Below are 19,019 nucleotides of genomic sequence, written 5' to 3'. Positions count from 1 at the left end.
CCACAGCCCGTTACGTTAAAAATTGCGTTGCAACTTGCGTTGCTCTCACGCCTTCATCAACCAGACGCTCATTCACCTGCCAAACACCTATGCACCGGCCGACTGCGCACTATGCCGACGTCGACAGCAATGCCGTCCGCGCGCGTCGAGCCTGTGCGTGAACCTACTCCCGTTGCCGCACGTAGCGGCCCGGCGCCGGCTCGATGACCGGGAATTCGTCGGAGCCCAAATTGGCGCGCGGCTTCACTTTCTTGCCGCCGTACTGATCGAGCCAGTCGGTCCATTCCGGCCACCAGCTGCCGGGCACTTCGGTCGCCGCGTCGAACCATTCGTCCGCGCTTTCGGGCAGCGTGTTCGCGTCGGTATCGAGCTTCCAGAAGCTGCGCTTCTTCTTCGCGGGCGGATTGATCACGCCGGCGATATGGCCCGACGCGCCGAGCACGAACTTTAGCGGCCCGGTGAGCAGCGGCGCCGACGCATACGCGGTTTGCCACGGCACGATATGGTCTTCGCGCGAACCGTAGATGAAGGTCGGCACGTCGATCTTCGACAGATCGATCGGCTCGCCGCAGGTGGTCAGCGCACCGGGCTCGCGCAGCTTGTTCTCGAGATACGTGTTGCGCAGATACCAGACGTACATCGGCCCAGGCAGACTGGTCGAATCGCTGTTCCAGTACAGCAGGTCGAACGGTACCGGCGTGCGGCCCTTCAGGTAACTGTCGACGACGTAGTTCCACACGAGGTCGTTCGGGCGCAGGAACGAGAACGTGTTCGCGAACTCGACGCCGCGCATCAGTCCCGGCGGCGCGCCGTTCTTGCCGCCGATGCTCTGCTCGCGCATCTGCACGTGCGCCTCGTCGACGAACACGTCGAGCACGCCCGTGTCGGAGAAGTCGAGCATCGCGGTGAGCAGCGTCATCGACGCGGCCGGATGTTCGCCGCGCGCCGCAGCCACCGCGAGCGCGGTGGCGAGCATCGTGCCGCCGACGCAAAAGCCGAGCGTATTGATCTGCTCGCGGCCGCTGATCTTGCGCACGGTGTCGATCGAGGTGAGCACACCCTCGCCGATGTAGTCGTCCCACGTCTTGTGCGCGATGGACTGATCCGCGTTGCGCCACGAAATCAGGAACACCTGATGGCCCGAATCAAGCCCGTGCGCGACGAGCGAGTTTTCGGGCTGCAGGTCGAGAATGTAGTACTTGTTGATGCACGGCGGCACGATCAGGAGCGGCCGCTCGCGCACGGTCGCCGTGCGCGGCTTGTACTGGATCAGCTGCAGCAGATCGTTCTCGAACACGACCGAGCCTTCGGTGTTCGCGAGGTTCTCGCCGACCGCGAAACGCGATTCGTCGGTTTGGGAAATCTTGCCGCGCTGCATGTCGGTGAGCAGGTTCATCACGCCCTGGCGCAAGCTCTCGCCTTTGCTGTCGAGCAGCGTTTTCTGCGCTTCGGGATTCAGCGCGAAGAAGTTGCTCGGCGAGGCCGCCGCGGTCCACTGCTGGACCGCGAAGCGAATGCGCTCGCGGGTTTTCGGCTGGGTGTCGAGCGCGTCGACCATCTGCTGCAGATAGCGCGCGTTCAGCAGATACCACGCGGCGGTGAACGCGTAGGCGGGCGCCGCGCTCCAGGCGTCCGCGCTAAAGCGCCGGTCCTTGAGCTCGGGCGCCTTGATCGCCGACGCGGTGGCCTGCTGGATCAGCTCCATCGCCTCGCGCGAATAGTCGGTCTGCAGCTTCTGCAAACGCTCGGGCGGAATCGCGGCGGTGGGAATGCTCAGCCCCGGCAACGACGGCAACGCACCGGCGGCCAGCTTGCTGAAGTCGGGCATGCCGGGAAACGCCGGTATTTGCGGGAAGCCCGCCGTTATCTGCGCGAGGTCCGGCATCTGCGGCATTGAGGGCATCTGAAATGCCGTGCCATTGGGCTGCGCGCCGAACGAACGCCAGGCGTTCATCCAGGCGTCGAGAAATTGCTGCATGCCTGCGGCTGACGATACACCGCTCGTACCGGCCTGCTGCGTCTGCTCCTTCGAGGAGTCGGTGCTGGGGGAAGCTGAGGAATGAGATGCTGCCATACCTGCTTTTGACCGGTAAGTCCTTGCGGACGGGTTGAGGGGCAGGTCCGTGCGCACGTGGCGATTGCTCGCGACTTCGTCACGCCCTGTCCCATGAACGACGAGGAGCTTAGAAGGAACATTCTTGCTCCCCATCACAAGGCATGTCAATGCTTGCTCCCGATTTTGCCGCAGTGCGATAGTTTTTTAATTATCGTTTTCCCTGTATGGCAAATCGCGCTTTAACGAATCAAATGATGCCTGCCGCGGGTAAATCCGAAAAACTCCTATGGCGCATGGCACTTAAGCAAATTTATTCGTTCGGTCGCCCACACAGCTGGCGGGCGATTCGCGCTATCGGCGGGCCTTCCGGCGGCGCAACAAAAAATGCGCGTGAAGGCCGGGGAACGGGCCGTCAGCGACGGGTCGGCAGTGGGATTCGCGAATAACGACCCGGTGCGCATTCACGCGAAATAAAACCACGGCTCGATATTAAAAGTATGACAAGATGCGCCCGCGCGCCATCCCGAATTAATCGGCAATTGATTGCGCCTGTTCGTCGATCCAGATCAACGCGGCCATGCGACCGGTCTCGCGATCACGGCGATACGAATAAAAACGCTCGCGCAACGTGACCGTGCACAGATCGCCGCCGCTGATGCGCGTAAGGCCGAGCCGCTGCAGGCGCAGGCGCGCCAGCGCCGGCAGATCGGCGAGATATTTGCCGGCATTCGCGGGATGCGCGACGAACGCCTGCGCGGTCGCGTCGCGTTGTGCATCGTCGGCGCCGGTCATGAAGGCGTCACGCACGTCTGTGCCGACTTCGAACGCGGTGGGCCCGATCGACGGCCCGAGGTACGCATGCAGCTCGCTCGCCCGCACACCCGCCAGCGCCGCGACCCGCGCGGCGGTCTGCTCGACGATGCCCGCCGCGAGTCCGCGCCACCCGGCATGCGCGGCGCCGACCGCGCGCCCCGCTTCGTCGCACAACAGCACCGGCATGCAATCGGCGACCATGACGACGCACGCGATGCCCGCGCCATCGGTGACGCTCGCGTCGGCGCGCGCCGGCGCACCATGCTCGCGCGCGTGAGCGATCGCATCCTCGGCGGGGACGATGCCGGCGCCATGGATCTGTTCGAGCCACGCGGCCTCGCGAACTCCGGCAAGCGCGACGAGCCGTGCCCGATTGCTCGCGACCGCGGCGGGATCGTCGCCGGTCTTCATGCCCAGATTCAGCCCGCCGGGCTGGTCGGCGCCGTCGCGCCAGCGGCCGAACGGCGCGTCGCTGACGCCGCCGTCGCGGGTGGTCACGAGCGCGCGCACGCGCGGCGACACGTTCCATGCGGGTTGCACGACATCGGCAAAACCCAGCTCCGGCAGATTGGTGCTCATGCGTGATCGTCCTCGTCGTGGTCGCTGTCTTCATCGTACGCGCCGTCGTCGAACGATGCATCGTAGTCCGCATCCTCGCCATACGCATCGTCGAACTCGCCCGCGTCGTCGCGACCCAGACCGAGCGCGGCCGACAACGCCTCGATGTCGGCCGGCACCTCGGCGCGCCATTGCATCGAGCGGCCGGTCTTCGGATGAATCAGGCCGAGCCGCCACGCGTGCAGCGCCTGGCGCGCGAAGCCGTCAGGCAGCGGCGTGACCGAGCGCTTGCCGCGCGCGCGTCCGTACACGGGATCGCCGAGCAACGGATGACCGATGTGCGCGCAATGCACGCGAATCTGATGCGTGCGCCCCGTCTCCAGATCGCAGTGAATCGCCGTGACCGGCTGACGCTGCCAGATCGCCGAGGCCACGCGCCGGAAATGCGTGCGCGCCGGCTTGCCGGCCGCGCCCGTCACCACGGCCATGCGCGTGCGCTCGCGCGGATCGCGGCCGATCGGCGCGTCGATCGTGCCTTCGTCGGGCAGGTTGCCCCACACGAGCGCGAGGTAGCGGCGCTTGACCGTGCGCGCCTGCAACTGGCGCACGAGGTCGGTCTGCGCCTCGAGCGTGCGCGCGACCACCATCAGCCCCGAGGTCTCCTTGTCGAGCCGATGCACGATGCCCGCGCGCGGCAGACCCGCCGCGGACTCGCCATAGCGGTAGAGCAGCCCGTTCAGCACGGTGCCGCTCCAGTTGCCAGCCGCCGGATGCACGACCATGCCGGCCGGCTTGTTGATGACGACGAGCGTGTCGTCCTCGTAGACGATGTCGAGCGGCACCGGCTCGGGCGTGAAGGCGAGCTGCTGGGGCAGCAGATCGGGCACGAGCTCGATCGTCGCGCCAAGCGGCACCGGCTGGCGGATCTTCGCCGCCTTGCCGTCGACGCGCACCCGCTGCGCCTCGATCCAGCTTTGCAGACGGCTGCGCGAGAACTCCGGGAATACTTTGGCGAGCACCTTGTCGAGTCGCTCGCCGGCCAGTTCGTCGGGTACCACGACGCTGCGCGGCGCTTCGTCGGCCGAGCGCACGGGCACGGGTGCCGCCGCGGCCGCAGAGCCTTGCGGGCTGCTTGCGGCGAGCGCGTCGCCGGAGAAATCGTCGTCGACGGAATCGGCGCCCAACGCGTCGGCCGGGTCGGCGCTTACGCTATAATCTTCGTTGCTATTCCCGGAGCCTGCGGCGCCTGGAGTATTTGAGCGGGTCATTGAATCTGGGTCACCTGGACGTAAAGCTAGACTGGAAAATGCGAGCCTTGAACACCATCACTGAAGCGGCGATCAATTTGGCGGCCATCAAGAAGGCGGCCCGGAAAGTGGCCGGATACATTGCGTGCGCCGCGGCCGTCGTCGCTGTTGCGGCTTGCCACGGCCTGCCGGAGAAGACCGACGAAACGGCCGCGTGGAACAACAACAAATTATATACGGAGGCGAACGACGCCCTGACCGGTGGCGACTGGGGCAAGTGCGCGAAGTATTTCGAGCTGCTCGAGGGCCGCGACCCGTTCGGCCACTTCGCCCAGCAGGCGCAGATCAACGTCGCGTACTGCAACTGGAAAGACAACGAAAACGCCGCCGCCGACCAGGCCATCGACCGCTTCATCCAGCTGCACCCGGATCATCCGGACATCGCCTACGCGTATTACCTGAAGGGCATGATCCACTTCAACGACGACCTCGGTCTGTTCGGCCGCTTCTCGGGCCAGGATATGAGCGAGCGCGATCCGAAGTCACTGCGCGAGTCGTATGACGCGTTCAAGGTCGTGGTGGACCGCTTCCCGAACAGCAAGTACGCGGCGGACGCCGCGCAGCGCATGCGCTACATCGTGAATGCGCTTGCATCGCACGAAGTCCACGCCGCGGACTACTACTATCGCCGCGGCGCCTATGTCGCCGCCATCAACCGTGCGCAGCTCGCATTGCGCGAGTACAAGAACGCGCCGGCCATCGAAGACGCGCTGCACATCATGATCCTGTCGTACGAGAAGCTGAACAACCAGCAACTCGCCGACGACACTCGTCGCGTGCTGGCCGGCACCTTCCCCGACAGCCCGTACGTGACCGGCCACGCACGGCCCGGCACGGCGAAGTCGTGGTGGCAGTTCTGAGCCCTCACGCGCCGACGGCACACTGACCTTCGTCTGAAAACGAAAACGCCACGACCTCGGTCGTGGCGTTTTCGTTTATGCGCGCCGCGAGACTCAATCGCGCTCGAACAGCGCAATCGATTCCACGTGCGACGTATGCGGGAACATATTGACGACGCCCGCGCCCACCAGCCGATAGCCGGCCTCATGCACGAGCAGCCCGGCATCGCGCGCGAGCGTGGCCGGCGCGCACGACACATAGACGATGCGCGTCGGCAGCGGCCCGTTGCCGCTCTGCGCGATCTCCGCGAGCGCCTTCGCGATCGCGAGCGCGCCTTCGCGCGGCGGATCGACGAGGAACTTGTCGAACTGGCCGAGGGCGCGCAAGTCATCGGCGGTGACTTCGAACAGGTTGCGGCACGCGAACGACGTATGCCCGGCGACGCCATTCAGCTCCGCATTCGCGAGCGCGCGCTGGGTCAGCACTTCGCTACCCTCGATGCCGACCACTTCCCGCGAGATTCGCGCGAGCGGCAGCGTGAAGTTGCCGATCCCGCAGAACAGGTCGAGCACGCGGTCGGTGCGTGCCGGCGCCAGCAGGCGCAGCGCGCGGCTCACCAGCACGCGGTTGATCGCGTGATTGACCTGGGTGAAATCAGTTGGCTTGAATGGCACACGGATGCCGTATTCGGGCAGCGTGTAGTCGAGCTGCACGTCGAGAGGATAAAGCGGCGTGACCGTGTCGGGACCGCCCGGCTGGATCCAGAACTGCACCTTGTGCTCGTCCGCGAACTCGCGCAGCACCTGCTCGTCCCCGGCCGTCAGCGGTTCGAGGTTGCGCACGACGAGCGCCGTGACCGACGAGCCGACCGCGAGCTCGAGCTGCGGCACGCGGTCGTAGATAGACAGCTTGCGGACCATGAAACGCAGCGGCATCAGCATCGCCGACACATGGGGCGGCAGCACCTCGCAGGTCTTCATGTCGGCGATATAGCTGCTCTTCTTCTCGTGAAAGCCGATGCGCATGCCGCCGCGCTCCGGCAGATAGCGCACCGCGAGCCGCGCGCGATAGCGATAACCCCAGGACGGCCCGTGAATCGGCCGGAACACCGTTTCGGGGCGCAGCTTCGCCAGATGCTGCAGGCTGTCCTCGAGCACGCGCTGCTTGACCGCCACCTGCGCGCGCATGTCGAGATGCTGCATCGAGCAGCCGCCGCAGATGTTGAAGTACGTGCATTTCGGCGTCGTGCGGATCACGCTTTCGCGGAACACCTGGACGACTTCGGCCTGCTCGAATTTCGGCTTGCTGCGATGCGTCGAATAACTGACGAGTTCACCCGGCAGCGCGCCTTCGACGAACACGACCTTGCCTGGCGTGCCGTCTTCGCTCGTGGTGCGGCCCACGCCGCGCGCTTCCATATCGAGCGAAACGATTTCGATCAGCGGTTCGTTGCCGGTAATGACGGGCGCCGGCGCCGGGGCGTGCGCCCTGGCATGCTTCGATGAGCGCCGCGGCGAGCGACGTTGGGGGGCAGTTCGGGACACCTGCGGACTTCCTGACAAACTATGGGGGAAAGGCGAGATTGTAGACGAAGCGCCGGGCTTGCCTGCGATGCGGTGCGGACCACACGCGGAGCGAGTGCGGATCGCGGCCCGGATTGCGGCTCCCCGGCAGAGGCTCTGCTCGCGCGCGCTTACTGCTCGAACGCCGCCAGATACTCGGCCCACTGCGGCGCGCCTTCCAGCGCGAGCGCGTTCTTCACGAGGTTGATCTCGTCAGCATACTCCGACGGCGAAAAGCCACCGCGCATCAGTTGGAAGCGGCAATACAGCAGGTACGTATTGACGACGTCGGTCTCGCAGTAATTGCGGATTTCCTCGATACGCCCTTGCTGGAACGCCTGCCACACCTGACTGCCGTCCATGCCCATCTTGCCCGGAAAGCCGCACATCTTCGCGAGCGCGTCGAGCGGCGCGTTCGCGCGCGCCTGGTACATCGCGAGCACGTCCATCAGATCGGTGTGCCGCGCGTGGTAGCGGCTGATGTAGTTGTTCCACTTGAAGTCGCGGTCGTCCTCGCCGAGATCCCAGAACCGGTAGGCGGGGATGCCGTTGACGAGCGCGCGATAGTTGAGCACCGGCAGATCGAAACCGCCGCCGTTCCACGACACGAGTTGCGGCGTGTACTTTTCGATCACGCGATAGAACGACTGCACGAGCGTCGCCTCGCCGTCCTCGGGCGTACCGAGCGAGCGCACGCGAAAACCGTTGTTGTCACGGAACACGCAGGAAATCGCCGCGACCCGCTGGAGGTGATGCGGCAGAAAATCGCTGCCAGTTTTTTCGCGGCGTGCGGCGAACGCGTGCTCGGCGACGTCGGCGTCGCTCATCGACGCGGGCAAATCTTCAAGCCGGCGGATGCCGGCGACATCGGGAATCGTCTCGATGTCGAAAACAAGAATCGGTGTCATCAGGTCAGAGAACGGCGTCTTTGCGGACACCGTTTGAGGCAAAGAAGCGCTTCAGTCGCACCAGCGCTTCCTGTTGGATCTGGCGCACACGCTCGCGCGTGAGGCCCATTTCGTCGGCCAGCTCCTCGAGCGTGGCGGGCTCGATGTGATTCAGACCGAAGCGCCGCTCGATCACATGGCGGTGCTTGTCCGACAAACGCGCGAGCCATGCGCGTGTCAGTGTTTCGAGCTCGCGATGCTGCACTTCGGCGTCTGGCGACTGGCTCTGGTCGTCCGACAGCAGATCGAGCAGGCTGCTCGCCGGATCGAGATCGAGCGGCGCATCGAGCGAGGCGGTGTGCTCGTTCAGCGCGAGGATGTCGGTGACTTCGTCGGTGGTCTTGCCGGTCAGATAAGCGATGTCGTCGATGCTCGCGTCGCGGCGCTCGGCCGCCTCCCCCGAATTCATCGAGTTCTTTTCCAGATGGCGCTTCGCGCGCAACACCTGGTTGAGCTCACGAATCACATGGACGGGCAATCGCACCGTACGCGCCTGGTTCATGATCGCGCGCTCGATGCTCTGGCGGATCCACCACGTCGCGTAGGTCGAGAAACGGAAGCCGCGCGTCGGATCGAATTTTTCGATCGCGTGCATGAGGCCGAGGTTGCCCTCCTCGATCAGATCGAGCAGCGGCACGCCGCGATTCAGATAACCCTTGGCAATGCTGACGACCAGCCGCAGATTGCGCTCGATCATCACCTGCCGCGCTTCGAACTCGCCGGCCTTGGCAAGGCGCGAATATTTCTGCTCTTCCTCGACGGTGAGCAACGGCTTCACGCTGATGCGATTCAGATAATGCTGGATCGTGTCGGCCGTGAGCTCGGCCTGCAGCAGTGCGCGGAAATCGTCGGCGTCGGGCGGAGCCTCGCCGGTGGTTTCGCGCGCGTCAGCGCTCTCGCTGTCGTCGAGGCCGCTCTGGCGTTCGTCGAGATCGCGCTCCTCCGCGACCTCTTCTTCCACTTCCGAAGCGCCGCTTTCGTCCACTGCGGCAGACGTGACTTCGCTGATCGTCTCAGACTCGGCTTGCGGCGGGCGGCGCTTCGATTTCGGCATGGTCGTATCGCTTATTGCGGCGGCAAATACTTCAGTGGGTCGACTGGTTTACCCTGTCGGCGAACTTCGAAATGCAACATCACACGGTCGGAATCGCTATTGCCCATCTCTGCGATCTTCTGCCCCTTCGTAACCGCGTCCCCCTCTTTTACCATCAAAGCGCGGTTGTGTGCATACGCGGTGAGATAAGTTGCATCATGCTTGATGATAATGAGATTGCCGTAACCACGCAGCCCATTTCCGGCATAGACGACGCGACCATCGGCTGACGCTTTAACCGGCTCGCCCGCCGAGCCGCCGATATTGACGCCCTTGTTGGTCGAGTCGTTGAACGTGTTGAGCAGCGGACCGCGCACCGGCCATGCAAATGCTACGTTGCCTGCCGCGGCGCTGCCGATGTCGGCGCTCGCCGCAGAGGGATTGGCCGGAGGCGCAGCTACCGCACCATTCGCGGGCGTACCGTTCGTCGCGCCGCCGTAGAGCGGCGGCATCGCGGCGCCGACCACGGCCGGCGCGTTGTTGTTCAGCGGTGCGCTTTGCACCGCGCCCGTGCTGCCGATCGGCGCGGTCGACACGCCCGGCGTCATGGCCGCGGTATTCGCGCCCGGCGGCACGACGCGCAGCAGCTGGTCGACTTCGATCTGATTCGGGTTGGTCAGGTTGTTCCACGTCGAGATGTCGCGGTAATTCTGGCCGTTTTCGAGCGCAATGCGGTACAGCGTATCGCCCGGCTTCACGCGATAGTAGCCGGGCGGCGGCGGGCCGAGCGGCACCGCCGGTTGCGCCGCGCCCTGCGCGGTGGCGAGCGTGCCCCCGCCGGAGCGGTCGACGACGGGCGCCTGGTCGAGCCGGGATGCACAGGCCGTCATCAACAGGGACAAGGCGAGCACGCACACGCTGCGCTGGGTTACGGTCAGGGGGGTATTCGGGGTGGTTCTCTGCATCGCGCGCAACATACTCATCGGTGTCAAATCACTCCGGATTTTAAGGGTACAAAGAAAACGCGATCAAGCCGCGACTCGCGCCATTGCGCGGGGCCGAGGCGTTCGATCAGCGTCAGCACCTGGCTCTGTCCTTCCTGCGAGCCGACCGGCGCAACCAGACGTCCGCCGATCGCAAGCTGCTCGAGCAACGCCTGCGGCACGTCGAGCCCGGCCGCCGCGATCACGATCGCGTCGAACGGGGCCGCCGACGGCAAACCGAGCCGCCCGTCGCCGTAGTGCAGCCGGATATTCGGAATGCGCAACGGACGCAGATTCGTCTTCGCGCGCTCGGACAGCGGCTTGATGCGTTCGATCGAATAAACCTCGCGCGCGACCTGGCTCAGCACCGCCGCCTGATAGCCGCAACCGGTGCCGATTTCGAGCACCGTGTTCAGCGCGCGCCCGGCCGCCGCGAGTTCGATCATTCGCGCAACCACCGACGGCTTCGAGATAGTCTGGTGATGACCGATCGGCAGCGCGGCATCTTCGTACGCCTGGGCCGCAAGACCCGGATCGACGAACATGTGGCGCGGCACCGCCGCCATCGCGTTCAGCACACGCTGATCGCTGACGCCATTGGCTCGCACGCGTTCGACCATGCGTTCGCGAACCCGTTCCGAGGTCAGCGCCAAGGCGTTGTTCATCGCGCCGCTGGTCGCGCCGCCGAATGCGCCGCTCATTGCACCGGCCAACGCAGCGTTCGGCGCGGGTTTCGCGCTTTGCTGCAGTTGCGACTGGAGTGGCGATGGCGTCGCGCGTGCGCTGTGGCCAGACGCATGCGTCGAGTTTTTGCCTGGCTTGACCGACGACTTTGGTGCTTGCTTGACAGGCTGCCCCGCCAATGCACCAGCCAACGAGTTCGCCGTTGTCTTTGCGACTGGCGCGGCCTGCGGCTTTGGCGGCATTGCACCGGTCGCCGCCGTTGACGTACCGAACGAAGCGCTTTGCGTCTTCGCCTGGGGAATCACCTGGGGTCGCGTCGCCGGCGTAGCTTGCGCAGCAGCTGAGGTCCTCGCTTGCGCCCGTGCGGCCGCGCCGCCGCCCTGCGTCGGTTTCGCCGACTGCTGCCGTGCGTTCAACGCCGCGCTCGCCGCGAGCGCCGCCGCGCGCATCTCACCCGGACGTCCCTCGGGCCGGCGCGGTTCGCGCACCAGGTCCTCGAGACCTAACGGAAAGCGCTTCGCGCGCTCGCCGGTCATGAACTGCCGCTCCCGGCGCGCAGCCAGTCGCGCGCCGCAGGCAGCATTTGCGTGTAGGTCAGATCGAGCTGCAGCGGCGTGATCGACACGGCGCCGTTGGCCACCGCATGGAAGTCCGTGCCTTCGCTCGCGTCGCGCGCCTGGCCCGAGGCGCCGATCCAATAGATCGGTTCGCCGCGCGGATTGGTCTGGCGGATCACCGGCTGCGACGGATGACGTTTGCCGAGTCGCGTGATCTGCCAGCCGCGCAGTTCGTCATACGGCAGGTTAGGGATATTGACGTTCAGCAGCGGATGTCCCGGCAACGGCCGCGCGAGATAATGCGCGACGATTTCGGCGGCAACGCGGGCCGCGTCTTCGAGATGCGCCCAGTCCTTGTCGACGAGCGAGAACGCGATGGCCGGCACCCCGAACATGATGCCTTCGGTGGCGGCTGCGACAGTGCCGGAATACAGCGTGTCGTCGCCCATGTTCTGGCCGTTGTTGATACCCGACACGACCAGGTCCGGTGTATGGTCGAGCATGCCGGTCAGTGCGATGTGCACCGAGTCGGTCGGCGTGCCGTTCACGTAGTAGAAACCGTTCGCCGAACGCAGGACCGACAGCGGCCGCCACAGCGTCAGGGAATTCGACGCGGCGCTGCAGTTCTGTTCGGGAGCCATCACGGTGACGTTGGCGATCGGCTTCAGCGCTTCGTAAAGCGCGGCGAGGCCCGGCGCCAGATAACCGTCGTCGTTGCTGAGTAGGATTCGCATGCGCCGATTGTAACCGAGGAAAGATGGCACGCGAACGACATGGACGGCGTGTCTGCGTGGCGTGCACAAGCGTCGTGCGAGCCAGTATTTTCCAGGTGCGCGAATGCTTGTATCGAACGCAAAGATGCAGCTTCGCACTCAACGCGCGGCCGTGCGCGCTCGTCGATGAAATCGGATCCTGTGCGTGCTTCGCGCTGTGCAATGCAATACGGCTTGCGCGAGAAGCGCGCGCGACGCATCGAAAGCGCGCTGCAAGTTGTAACCCGCAGCGCAATAAATCGCACGGTCGTGCGCTTTGTTTTACACTCGAAAACGGTGCCAACCCTGAACGATACGGAGACACGATGCGCGCGATTCGCTGCAAGCAGTACGGGCCGCCCGAGAGCCTGGTCGTCGACAACCTGGCGGATCTCGAAGCGCCGCCTGGCCACGTCGTGATCGACGTGAAGGCCGCGGCCGTCAATTTTCCCGACGTGCTGATCATCGAGAATAAATACCAGTTCAAGCCGCCGCTGCCGTTCACGCCCGGTTCGGAAGCCGCGGGCATCGTGCGCGCGGTGGGCGAAGGCGTCACGCAATTCAAGCCTGGTTCGCGCGTGGCCGCGTTCACCGGCTCCGGCGGTTTTGCCGAGCAGGCGCTTGCGCCCGCCGCGGCCTGCGTGCCGCTCGACGATGACGTGTCGTTCGAACTCGCGGCCGCGTTCACGCTCGCGTATGGCACCTCGCATCACGCGGTGGTCGATCGCGGCGCGCTGCAGCCGGGCGAGACGATGCTCGTGCTCGGCGCGGCCGGCGGAGTCGGGCTGGCGGCGGTCGAAATCGGCAAGGCGCTCGGCGCGCGCGTGATCGCGGCGGCATCGAGCGACGAAAAGCTCGCGACCTGCGTGAAGCACGGCGCGGACGCGACGATCAACTACAACACCGAGGATCTGCGCGAGCGCATCAAGGCGCTCACCGACGGCAAAGGTCCGGACGTGATCTACGACCCGGTCGGCGGCGTGTATGCGGAGCCGGCGTTTCGCAGCATCGGCTGGAGGGGGCGTTATCTGGTGGTCGGCTTTGCGAATGGCGAGATTCCAAGGCTGCCGCTGAACCTGATGTTGCTCAAGGGCGCAAGCGTGGTCGGCGTGTTCTGGGGCGACTTCGCAAAGCGTGAGCCGCAGCGCAATCGCGCGGCATTCGAGCAGATGACCGGCTGGATTCGTGAAGGCAAGCTCAAGCCCTACGTGTCGGCCCGCTACTCGCTCGACGACACCGGCCGCGCGTTGCGCGACATGGCCGAGCGCCGCGTGATCGGCAAGGTGGTCATCACGCCGTAGCACGACCAATAAAGCAGCATCAAAAACGGCGCGGCGGCCGACTGCGATTTCGGCCGCCGGACCGCTTGCGATCCACGTTCACAGCTTCTCGGTATCCCCGGTGCGCGGCTGCCACTTCATCAAACGCCGCTCCGCGGTCCCGACGATCGCATCGAGAATCAGCGCGAACGCGGTCAACACCAGAATCCCCGCGAACACCGTGTTGATATCGAAGGTGCCCTCGGCCTGCAGGATCAGATAGCCGACGCCGCGCGCCGAGCCCAAGATACTCGCCCACCACCGAGCCGACGAACGCAAGCCCCACCGACGTATGCAGGCTCGAAAACACCCAGCTCATCGCGCTCGGCAGATAGACGAAACGCAGCAGCTGTTTGCGGTTCGCGCCGAGCATGCGCGCGTTCGCGAGCACGACCGGGCTCACTTCCTTCACGCCCTGGTAGACGTTGAAGAACACGATGAAGAACACCAGCGTGACGCCGAGTGCGACCTTCGACCAGATGCCGAGGCCGAACCACACGCCGAAGATCGGCGCGAGAATCACGCGCGGCATCGAGTTCGCGGCCTTCACGTACGGATCGAACAGCGCGCTCGCGGTCGGCGCGAGCGCGAGCCACAGGCCGACGCCGAGCCCGATCGTGGTGCCAAAGACGAACGCGAGCACGGTCTCGACGAGCGTGATCCACAGATGCAGATAGATCTCGCCGCCCGTGAACCATTCCCAGATCCGCTGCAGTACTTTCTGCGGCTCGCCAAAGAAAAACGCCGCCTTGTTCGGATCGTCGAAATAGAACGGCGGTATCAGCGTCGGGCTCGTCAGCACGTACCACAGCACGAAGCACAGCACGAGCAGCAGCCACTGCCAGATCACCAGATTCGCCCGGCTCGGGCGCAACGTCTTCCACATGACTTGGTTTGCCTTGGACGATTATTGAACACGTCTTCTTTTCGATGCGCAGGCGGGGATGCGCGGCACATTTAAACAGCGGTCAGTTGCTGCTGATAGCCCTTGAGCACCTCATCGCGCAGCACACCCCAGAGCTGCGCATGCAACTCGACGAAGCGCGGATGCGAACGGATTTCGGCGACATCGCGCGGCCGCGGCAGATCGATCCGGAACTCGCCGATCGGATGCGTCGCAGGCCCGGCCGACAGTACCACCACGCGGTCCGACATCGCGATCGCTTCGTCGAGATCGTGCGTAATGAACAGCACGGCCTTGCGCTTCGCGGCCCAGAGATCGAGCAGCTCGTTTTCCATCAGCTGCCGCGTTTGAATATCCAGCGCGGAAAACGGCTCGTCCATGAGGATGATGTCGGGGTCGAGGATCAGCGTCTGCGCCATCGCGACGCGCTTGCGCATGCCGCCCGACAGCTGATGCGGATAGCGGTCGCCGAAGCCGCCGAGACCGACACGCTTCAACCACTCCTCGGCCTTCGCGCGCGCTTCCGAGGCCGGCACGCGGTGAAACGACAGGCCGGCCATCACGTTGTCGAGCGCCGAGCGCCACGGCATCAGCGCATCTGCCTGGAACATATAGCCCGCACGGCGATTCAGGCCACTGAGCTGTTCGCCGAACACGCTGACGCCGCCCGACGACGGCTGGAGCAGCCCCGCGCCGATGTTCAGCAGCGTGGACTTGCCGCAGCCAGTCGGCCCGACGACCGACACGAACTCGCCGGGCTCGATACGCAGCGTCGTGTCCTTAACTGCCGTGTAGCGCTGTGCGCGGTTGTCACGCGCGGCGAACGTGCAGGTGATGTTTTCGAGCGCCAGGGCAGCAACGGTCATCGTACGGCTCGCTTCGGGAATCGGGTTAGCGGGGAGTTGTCGCGGCGACGCTGGGGCGACGGCTGTGGACGCGGCGAATCGCCCTGTCCACGTCCCATTCGATGCGCCTGTGCGCGCGCCGCGTCGTTTATGCCTTGACGGTCGCGAGCGCCTTCTTCACGAAGTCGTTGGTCCACGTCTTCGACAGATCGATCTGCGCGTTCTGGATCACCGGATCGAACGCTTTCAGCGTCTTCAGCGACGTCGCGGGACCGTCGGCGGGCATCAGGCCGTCGGGCGACATCGCTTCGCGCACGTGCTGCCACGCGTCGAGATAGAGCGCGCGGTCGCCGAGCAGATAACTCTCCGGCACCGTGTTGATCAGTTCGCTGCCGCTCGCGTTCTGCAGCCACTTGAGCGCGCGCACCATCGCATTGGTCAGCGCCTGCGTGGTGTTCGGGTTCTTCGTGATGAACGACTGCGATGCGTACAGGCAGCCCGCCGGCATGTCGCCGCCGAACACGATGTGCGTATCGGTGAGCGTGCGGGTATCCGACACGACGCGCACGTCGCCGGCGCGCTCGAGGCGAGTGACGACCGGATCGAGATTGGCGATCGCGTCGATCTGCCCGGACTGCAGCGCGGCGATCGCGCCGGCACCGGCGCCCACGCCGATGAACGCGACGTCCTTCGGACTGAGCCCCGCTTTCGCGAGGACGAAGCTCGCCATGATCGACGTCGACGAACCCGGCGCGGTCACGCCGATCTTCTTGCCCTTCAGATCGGCGATCGACTTGTAGTTCGGCATCGTCTTCTTCGACACCGCGAGCACGATCTGCGGCGCGCGGCCCTGCAGCACGAATTCGCGGAACATCTGCTTTTGCGCCTGCAACAGCAGCGTGTGTTCGAACGCGCCGGAGACCACGTCGGCGCTTCCGCCGACTGCCGCCTTCAACGCCTGCGAGCCGCCCGCGAAGTCGGAAATCTCGACTTCGAGCCCCTCGTCCCTGAAGTAGTTGCGGCGCTCGGCGATCGTCAGCGGCAGGTAGTAGAACAGGTTCTTGCCGCCGACCGCGATGGCGACCTTGGTGGTCTCGGGCTTGCCCTGCGCGAAAGCGAACGGCGTGGCAGCGAGCGAGGCGCCCGCGAGCGCCGCACCGCCGGCGAGGAAGGTTCTGCGTTGCATGGTCCGTTGTCTCCAGATTTTTTGTCGTCCGGCTTTTTGACCGCCCGTGCGCGCGTTGCGCAAGCGCTTGGCCACGGTGTGGGGCTGCCGGTCGCAAGGCGCGAATCGTGCGTCAGCGCCGCGCTTTACGCGCCTTTCTCTACGCGTTGCGCTGTGCGCATCAGACGATCTGTTGCGCCCGCAACCGCGCGATGCCGTCAGCATCATAACCTAGCGATTGCAGGACTTCATCGGTATGTTCACCCAGTTCCGGCCCCAGCCAGCGCGTCTCACCGGGCGTCGCCGACAGCTTCGGCGTAACCGCGGGCAGCGTGATTTCCTTGCCGTCCTGCCATTTGAACCGCTGGATCATCTGCCGCGCGATGAACTGCGGATCGGTGAACATATCGGCGACGCTGTAGATGCGGCCCACCGGCACGTCGGCCGCGTTCAGCACCGCGAGCGCTTCGTCGATCGTGCGCGTGGACAGCCACGCGCCGATCGCGGCGTCGATTTCCTGCGTGCGCAGCACGCGGCCATCGTTATGCGCGAGCGCCGGATCGTTGGCGAGATCGTCGCGTTCGATCGCGATCATCAGGCGCCTGAAGATCGGATCGCTATTGCCGCCGATCACGATGCTGCCGTCGCGGCACGGATACGTGTTCGACGGCACGATGCCCGGCAGAGACGCGCCGGTACGCTCGCGCACCATGCCGTAGACGCCGTATTCGGGCACCACGCTTTCCATCATGTTGAAGACGGCCTCGTACAGCGCGACGTCGACCACCTGCCCCTTGCCGCCGTTCATCTGCTTGTGATGCAGCGCCATCAGCGCGCCGATCACACCGTGCAGCGCGGCGATCGAATCGCCGATCGAAATGCCGATGCGCGGCGGCGGCAGATCCGGATAGCCGGTGATATGGCGCAGACCGCCCATCGACTCGGCGATCGCGCCGAAGCCGGGCCGGTCGCGATACGGGCCCGTCTGGCCGTAGCCCGACAGACGCACCATCACGAGGCCGGGGTTCTCGGCGGACAGCACGTCGTAGCCGAGCCCGAGCTTTTCGAGCAGACCGGGCCGAAAATTCTCGACGACGATATCGGCCTCTTTCGCGAGGCGCCGCACGATCTCCTTGCCCTCTTCGGCTTTCAGGTTGATCGTGACGGACTTCTTGTTGCGCGCCTGCACGGCCCACCACAGCGACGTACCGCCGACTTCCGGGTACAGCTTGCGCCATTTGCGCAGCGGGTCGCCGCCTTTGGGGTCTTCGATCTTGACGACGTCGGCGCCGAACTCGCCGAAAAAACGCGCGGCGAACGGCCCGGCGATCAGCGTGCCGAGTTCCAGCACCTTGACGCCGGCGAGCGGACCGCACGCGTCATGCGGTGCGGCGCTCGCGCCTGATTCGGGGGTGGCGCTCATGAGTCTCCTTGGTTCTGCATCGTTGTGTACCCGGTCTGTCTGGTTTGCAACGACTTGCGACGATGCGTGCCTGGACGGATATGGCGGCGGCCAACGAAAGCCGCGTGGCTACATCGAACGACGGTCGAGCATCGCGCGCGCGATCGTGCCCGCGTCGACATACTCGAGCTCGCCGCCCACCGGCACGCCGCGCGCGAGACGCGTCACGGCAAGGCCGCGCGCCTTCAGCGTCTGTCCGAGGTAATGCGCGGTGGCCTCACCCTCGTTGGTGAAATTGGTGGCCAGCACGACTTCCTTGACGACGCCATCCGACGCGCGCTTCACGAGCCGGTCGAAATGGATTTCCTTCGGGCCGATGCCGTCGAGCGGACTCAACCGCCCCATCAGCACGAAATAGAGGCCGCGATAGGTCATCGTCTGTTCGAGCATGATCTGGTCGGCCGGCGTTTCGACGACGCACAGCAGCGACGGATCGCGCTCCTCATCGAGGCAGACCTCGCAGATCTGCGCTTCGGTAAACGTGTTGCACTTTTCGCAGTGACGCAGATGCTCGGTCGCGAACAACAGCGAGCGCCCGAGCTTTTCGGCGCCTTCGCGATCGTGCTGCATCAGGTGATACGCCATGCGCTGCGCGGACTTCGGCCCGACACCGGGCAGCGCGCGCAGCGCTTCGACGAGCGCCGACAGGGCGGAAGGTTGTTTCATGCGGATCGGCGTCGACGTGGGTGGTGCTCGGGTGGGCGAATTGGGATGCGGGGGTGTTGCTCGAACCGGGCCGCGCTTTCACGCCGTGACGACGCTTTCACGCGCGGCTGCAGGTTCGATGTTTCCAGCCTGCACGCGGCGCGCGGCGGCGAGCGTCTGGGTTCGCACCGCGGCAATGAACCGCCGCGGCGCTCACCCGCTTCAGCCCGTTCTCAATCAGAACAGGTTCAGAACGGCAGCTTGAAACCCGGCGGCAGCGGCAGGCCGGCGGTCATGCCGCCCATCTTTTCCTGCGCGGTCGCCTCGGCCTTGCGCACGGCGTCGTTGAACGCGGCGGCGACGAGATCTTCCAGCATGTCCTTGTCGTCGGCGAGCAGGCTCGGGTCGATCGACACGCGGCGCACGTCGTTCTTGCAGGTCATCGTCACCTTGACGAGACCGGCACCCGACTGCCCCTCGACTTCGATCTGCGCGAGTTGCTCCTGCATCTTCTTCATGTTTTCCTGCATCTGCTGGGCTTGCTTCATCAGCCCGGCGAGTTGGCCTTTCATCATGGACGTGCTCCT

General features: G+C 65.2%; 16 protein-coding genes and 1 pseudogene. 2 read left to right on the top strand and 15 right to left on the bottom strand.

Annotation, left to right across the window (positions count from 1 at the left end; translation table 11 throughout):
- Positions 1-163 precede the first annotated feature (163 nt).
- The 3 genes from phaC to OKW37_RS12875 all read right to left on the bottom strand — a co-directional run bounded on the left by phaC (position 164) and on the right by OKW37_RS12875 (position 4,695).
- Positions 164-1,978, bottom strand: a complete 1,815-nt coding sequence (phaC, locus tag OKW37_RS12885; RefSeq protein WP_429408413.1) for a class I poly(R)-hydroxyalkanoic acid synthase — start codon at positions 1,976-1,978, stop codon at positions 164-166.
- A gap of 606 nt (positions 1,979-2,584) precedes the next feature.
- Positions 2,585-3,448, bottom strand: coding sequence for a peptidoglycan editing factor PgeF (gene pgeF, locus OKW37_RS12880; RefSeq protein WP_429406146.1), 864 nt, complete (start codon positions 3,446-3,448; stop codon positions 2,585-2,587).
- Positions 3,445-4,695: an RluA family pseudouridine synthase gene (locus tag OKW37_RS12875; protein ID WP_429406148.1), complete on the bottom strand. Its 1,251-nt coding sequence runs from the start codon at positions 4,693-4,695 to the stop codon at positions 3,445-3,447. The genes pgeF and OKW37_RS12875 overlap by 4 nt, the downstream gene beginning before the upstream one ends.
- A 38-nt stretch (positions 4,696-4,733) precedes the next feature.
- Here OKW37_RS12875 and OKW37_RS12870 point away from each other — a divergent pair, with 38 nt between their 5' ends.
- On the top strand, positions 4,734-5,594 hold the full coding sequence (locus OKW37_RS12870) for an outer membrane protein assembly factor BamD (protein WP_090804648.1): 861 nt from the start codon (positions 4,734-4,736) through the stop codon (positions 5,592-5,594).
- A 93-nt stretch (positions 5,595-5,687) separates the two neighbouring features.
- Here the strand turns inward: OKW37_RS12870 and rlmD are convergent, their stop codons facing one another.
- The 6 genes from rlmD to surE form a co-directional block, all read right to left on the bottom strand.
- Complete coding sequence (gene rlmD, locus OKW37_RS12865) at positions 5,688-7,118, bottom strand: 23S rRNA (uracil(1939)-C(5))-methyltransferase RlmD (RefSeq protein ID WP_429406150.1); 1,431 nt, start codon at positions 7,116-7,118, stop codon at positions 5,688-5,690.
- 149 nt (positions 7,119-7,267) lie between these two features.
- Entirely contained in the window at positions 7,268-8,044 is a 777-nt protein-coding gene (locus OKW37_RS12860) for a 3'-5' exonuclease (RefSeq protein ID WP_429336387.1), read from the bottom strand.
- A 4-nt stretch (positions 8,045-8,048) separates the two neighbouring features.
- On the bottom strand, positions 8,049-9,137 hold the full coding sequence (rpoS, locus tag OKW37_RS12855; protein WP_018418126.1) for an RNA polymerase sigma factor RpoS: 1,089 nt from the start codon (positions 9,135-9,137) through the stop codon (positions 8,049-8,051).
- 11 nt (positions 9,138-9,148) lie between these two features.
- Positions 9,149-10,099: a peptidoglycan DD-metalloendopeptidase family protein gene (locus OKW37_RS12850; RefSeq protein ID WP_184028933.1), complete on the bottom strand. Its 951-nt coding sequence runs from the start codon at positions 10,097-10,099 to the stop codon at positions 9,149-9,151.
- A gap of 5 nt (positions 10,100-10,104) precedes the next feature.
- Entirely contained in the window at positions 10,105-11,319 is a 1,215-nt protein-coding gene (locus OKW37_RS12845; protein ID WP_429406153.1) for a protein-L-isoaspartate(D-aspartate) O-methyltransferase, read from the bottom strand.
- Positions 11,316-12,074, bottom strand: a complete 759-nt coding sequence (gene surE, locus OKW37_RS12840; RefSeq protein ID WP_184063695.1) for a 5'/3'-nucleotidase SurE — start codon at positions 12,072-12,074, stop codon at positions 11,316-11,318. The genes OKW37_RS12845 and surE overlap by 4 nt, the downstream gene beginning before the upstream one ends.
- A 344-nt stretch (positions 12,075-12,418) precedes the next feature.
- Here surE and OKW37_RS12835 point away from each other — a divergent pair, with 344 nt between their 5' ends.
- Positions 12,419-13,393 carry an NADPH:quinone oxidoreductase family protein gene (locus OKW37_RS12835; RefSeq protein WP_090804634.1) on the top strand — a complete coding sequence of 325 codons (975 nt, stop codon included), beginning with the start codon at positions 12,419-12,421 and terminating at the stop codon, positions 13,391-13,393.
- A 78-nt stretch (positions 13,394-13,471) separates the two neighbouring features.
- Here OKW37_RS12835 and OKW37_RS12830 read toward each other — a convergent pair.
- The 6 genes and pseudogenes from OKW37_RS12830 to OKW37_RS12805 form a co-directional block, all read right to left on the bottom strand.
- Positions 13,472-14,297: pseudogene (locus OKW37_RS12830) on the bottom strand (ABC transporter permease).
- Positions 14,298-14,368: 71 nt separating this feature from the next.
- Complete coding sequence (locus OKW37_RS12825; protein ID WP_429355467.1) at positions 14,369-15,181, bottom strand: ABC transporter ATP-binding protein; 813 nt, start codon at positions 15,179-15,181, stop codon at positions 14,369-14,371.
- 127 nt (positions 15,182-15,308) lie between these two features.
- A complete protein-coding gene (locus OKW37_RS12820; protein ID WP_184064905.1) occupies positions 15,309-16,346 on the bottom strand; it encodes an ABC transporter substrate-binding protein in 1,038 nt (345 codons plus the stop codon).
- Between the two features lie 160 nt (positions 16,347-16,506).
- Positions 16,507-17,748 (bottom strand): CaiB/BaiF CoA transferase family protein, encoded by a 1,242-nt coding sequence (locus OKW37_RS12815; protein WP_429406156.1) that lies wholly within the window; start codon positions 17,746-17,748, stop codon positions 16,507-16,509.
- A gap of 108 nt (positions 17,749-17,856) precedes the next feature.
- On the bottom strand, positions 17,857-18,453 hold the full coding sequence (gene recR, locus OKW37_RS12810; RefSeq protein WP_018418135.1) for a recombination mediator RecR: 597 nt from the start codon (positions 18,451-18,453) through the stop codon (positions 17,857-17,859).
- Between the two features lie 227 nt (positions 18,454-18,680).
- Positions 18,681-19,007: a YbaB/EbfC family nucleoid-associated protein gene (locus OKW37_RS12805; protein ID WP_008923976.1), complete on the bottom strand. Its 327-nt coding sequence runs from the start codon at positions 19,005-19,007 to the stop codon at positions 18,681-18,683.
- Positions 19,008-19,019 lie beyond the last annotated feature (12 nt).

It is taken from the genome of Paraburkholderia sp. MM5482-R2, from assembly GCF_050436125.1.
Classification (GTDB): Bacteria; Pseudomonadota; Gammaproteobacteria; order Burkholderiales; family Burkholderiaceae; genus Paraburkholderia; species Paraburkholderia tuberum.
Note: the sequence above shows the minus strand (reverse complement) of the source record. Positions and strands in the feature narration are given on the sequence as shown.

Coding starts and splice junctions, on each gene's coding strand:
- OKW37_RS12870 (WP_090804648.1), top strand. CDS start 4,734: ATGCGAGCCTTGAACACCATCACTGAAGCGGCGATCAATTTGGCGGCC.
- OKW37_RS12835 (WP_090804634.1), top strand. CDS start 12,419: ATGCGCGCGATTCGCTGCAAGCAGTACGGGCCGCCCGAGAGCCTGGTC.
- OKW37_RS12875 (WP_429406148.1), bottom strand. CDS start 4,695: ATGACCCGCTCAAATACTCCAGGCGCCGCAGGCTCCGGGAATAGCAAC.
- OKW37_RS12850 (WP_184028933.1), bottom strand. CDS start 10,099: ATGAGTATGTTGCGCGCGATGCAGAGAACCACCCCGAATACCCCCCTG.
- OKW37_RS12845 (WP_429406153.1), bottom strand. CDS start 11,319: ATGACCGGCGAGCGCGCGAAGCGCTTTCCGTTAGGTCTCGAGGACCTG.
- pgeF (WP_429406146.1), bottom strand. CDS start 3,448: ATGAGCACCAATCTGCCGGAGCTGGGTTTTGCCGATGTCGTGCAACCC.
- phaC (WP_429408413.1), bottom strand. CDS start 1,978: ATGCAGCAATTTCTCGACGCCTGGATGAACGCCTGGCGTTCGTTCGGC.
- surE (WP_184063695.1), bottom strand. CDS start 12,074: ATGCGAATCCTACTCAGCAACGACGACGGTTATCTGGCGCCGGGCCTC.
- recR (WP_018418135.1), bottom strand. CDS start 18,453: ATGAAACAACCTTCCGCCCTGTCGGCGCTCGTCGAAGCGCTGCGCGCG.
- OKW37_RS12825 (WP_429355467.1), bottom strand. CDS start 15,181: ATGACCGTTGCTGCCCTGGCGCTCGAAAACATCACCTGCACGTTCGCC.
- rpoS (WP_018418126.1), bottom strand. CDS start 9,137: ATGCCGAAATCGAAGCGCCGCCCGCCGCAAGCCGAGTCTGAGACGATC.
- OKW37_RS12805 (WP_008923976.1), bottom strand. CDS start 19,007: ATGATGAAAGGCCAACTCGCCGGGCTGATGAAGCAAGCCCAGCAGATG.
- OKW37_RS12820 (WP_184064905.1), bottom strand. CDS start 16,346: ATGCAACGCAGAACCTTCCTCGCCGGCGGTGCGGCGCTCGCGGGCGCC.
- OKW37_RS12815 (WP_429406156.1), bottom strand. CDS start 17,748: ATGAGCGCCACCCCCGAATCAGGCGCGAGCGCCGCACCGCATGACGCG.
- OKW37_RS12860 (WP_429336387.1), bottom strand. CDS start 8,044: ATGACACCGATTCTTGTTTTCGACATCGAGACGATTCCCGATGTCGCC.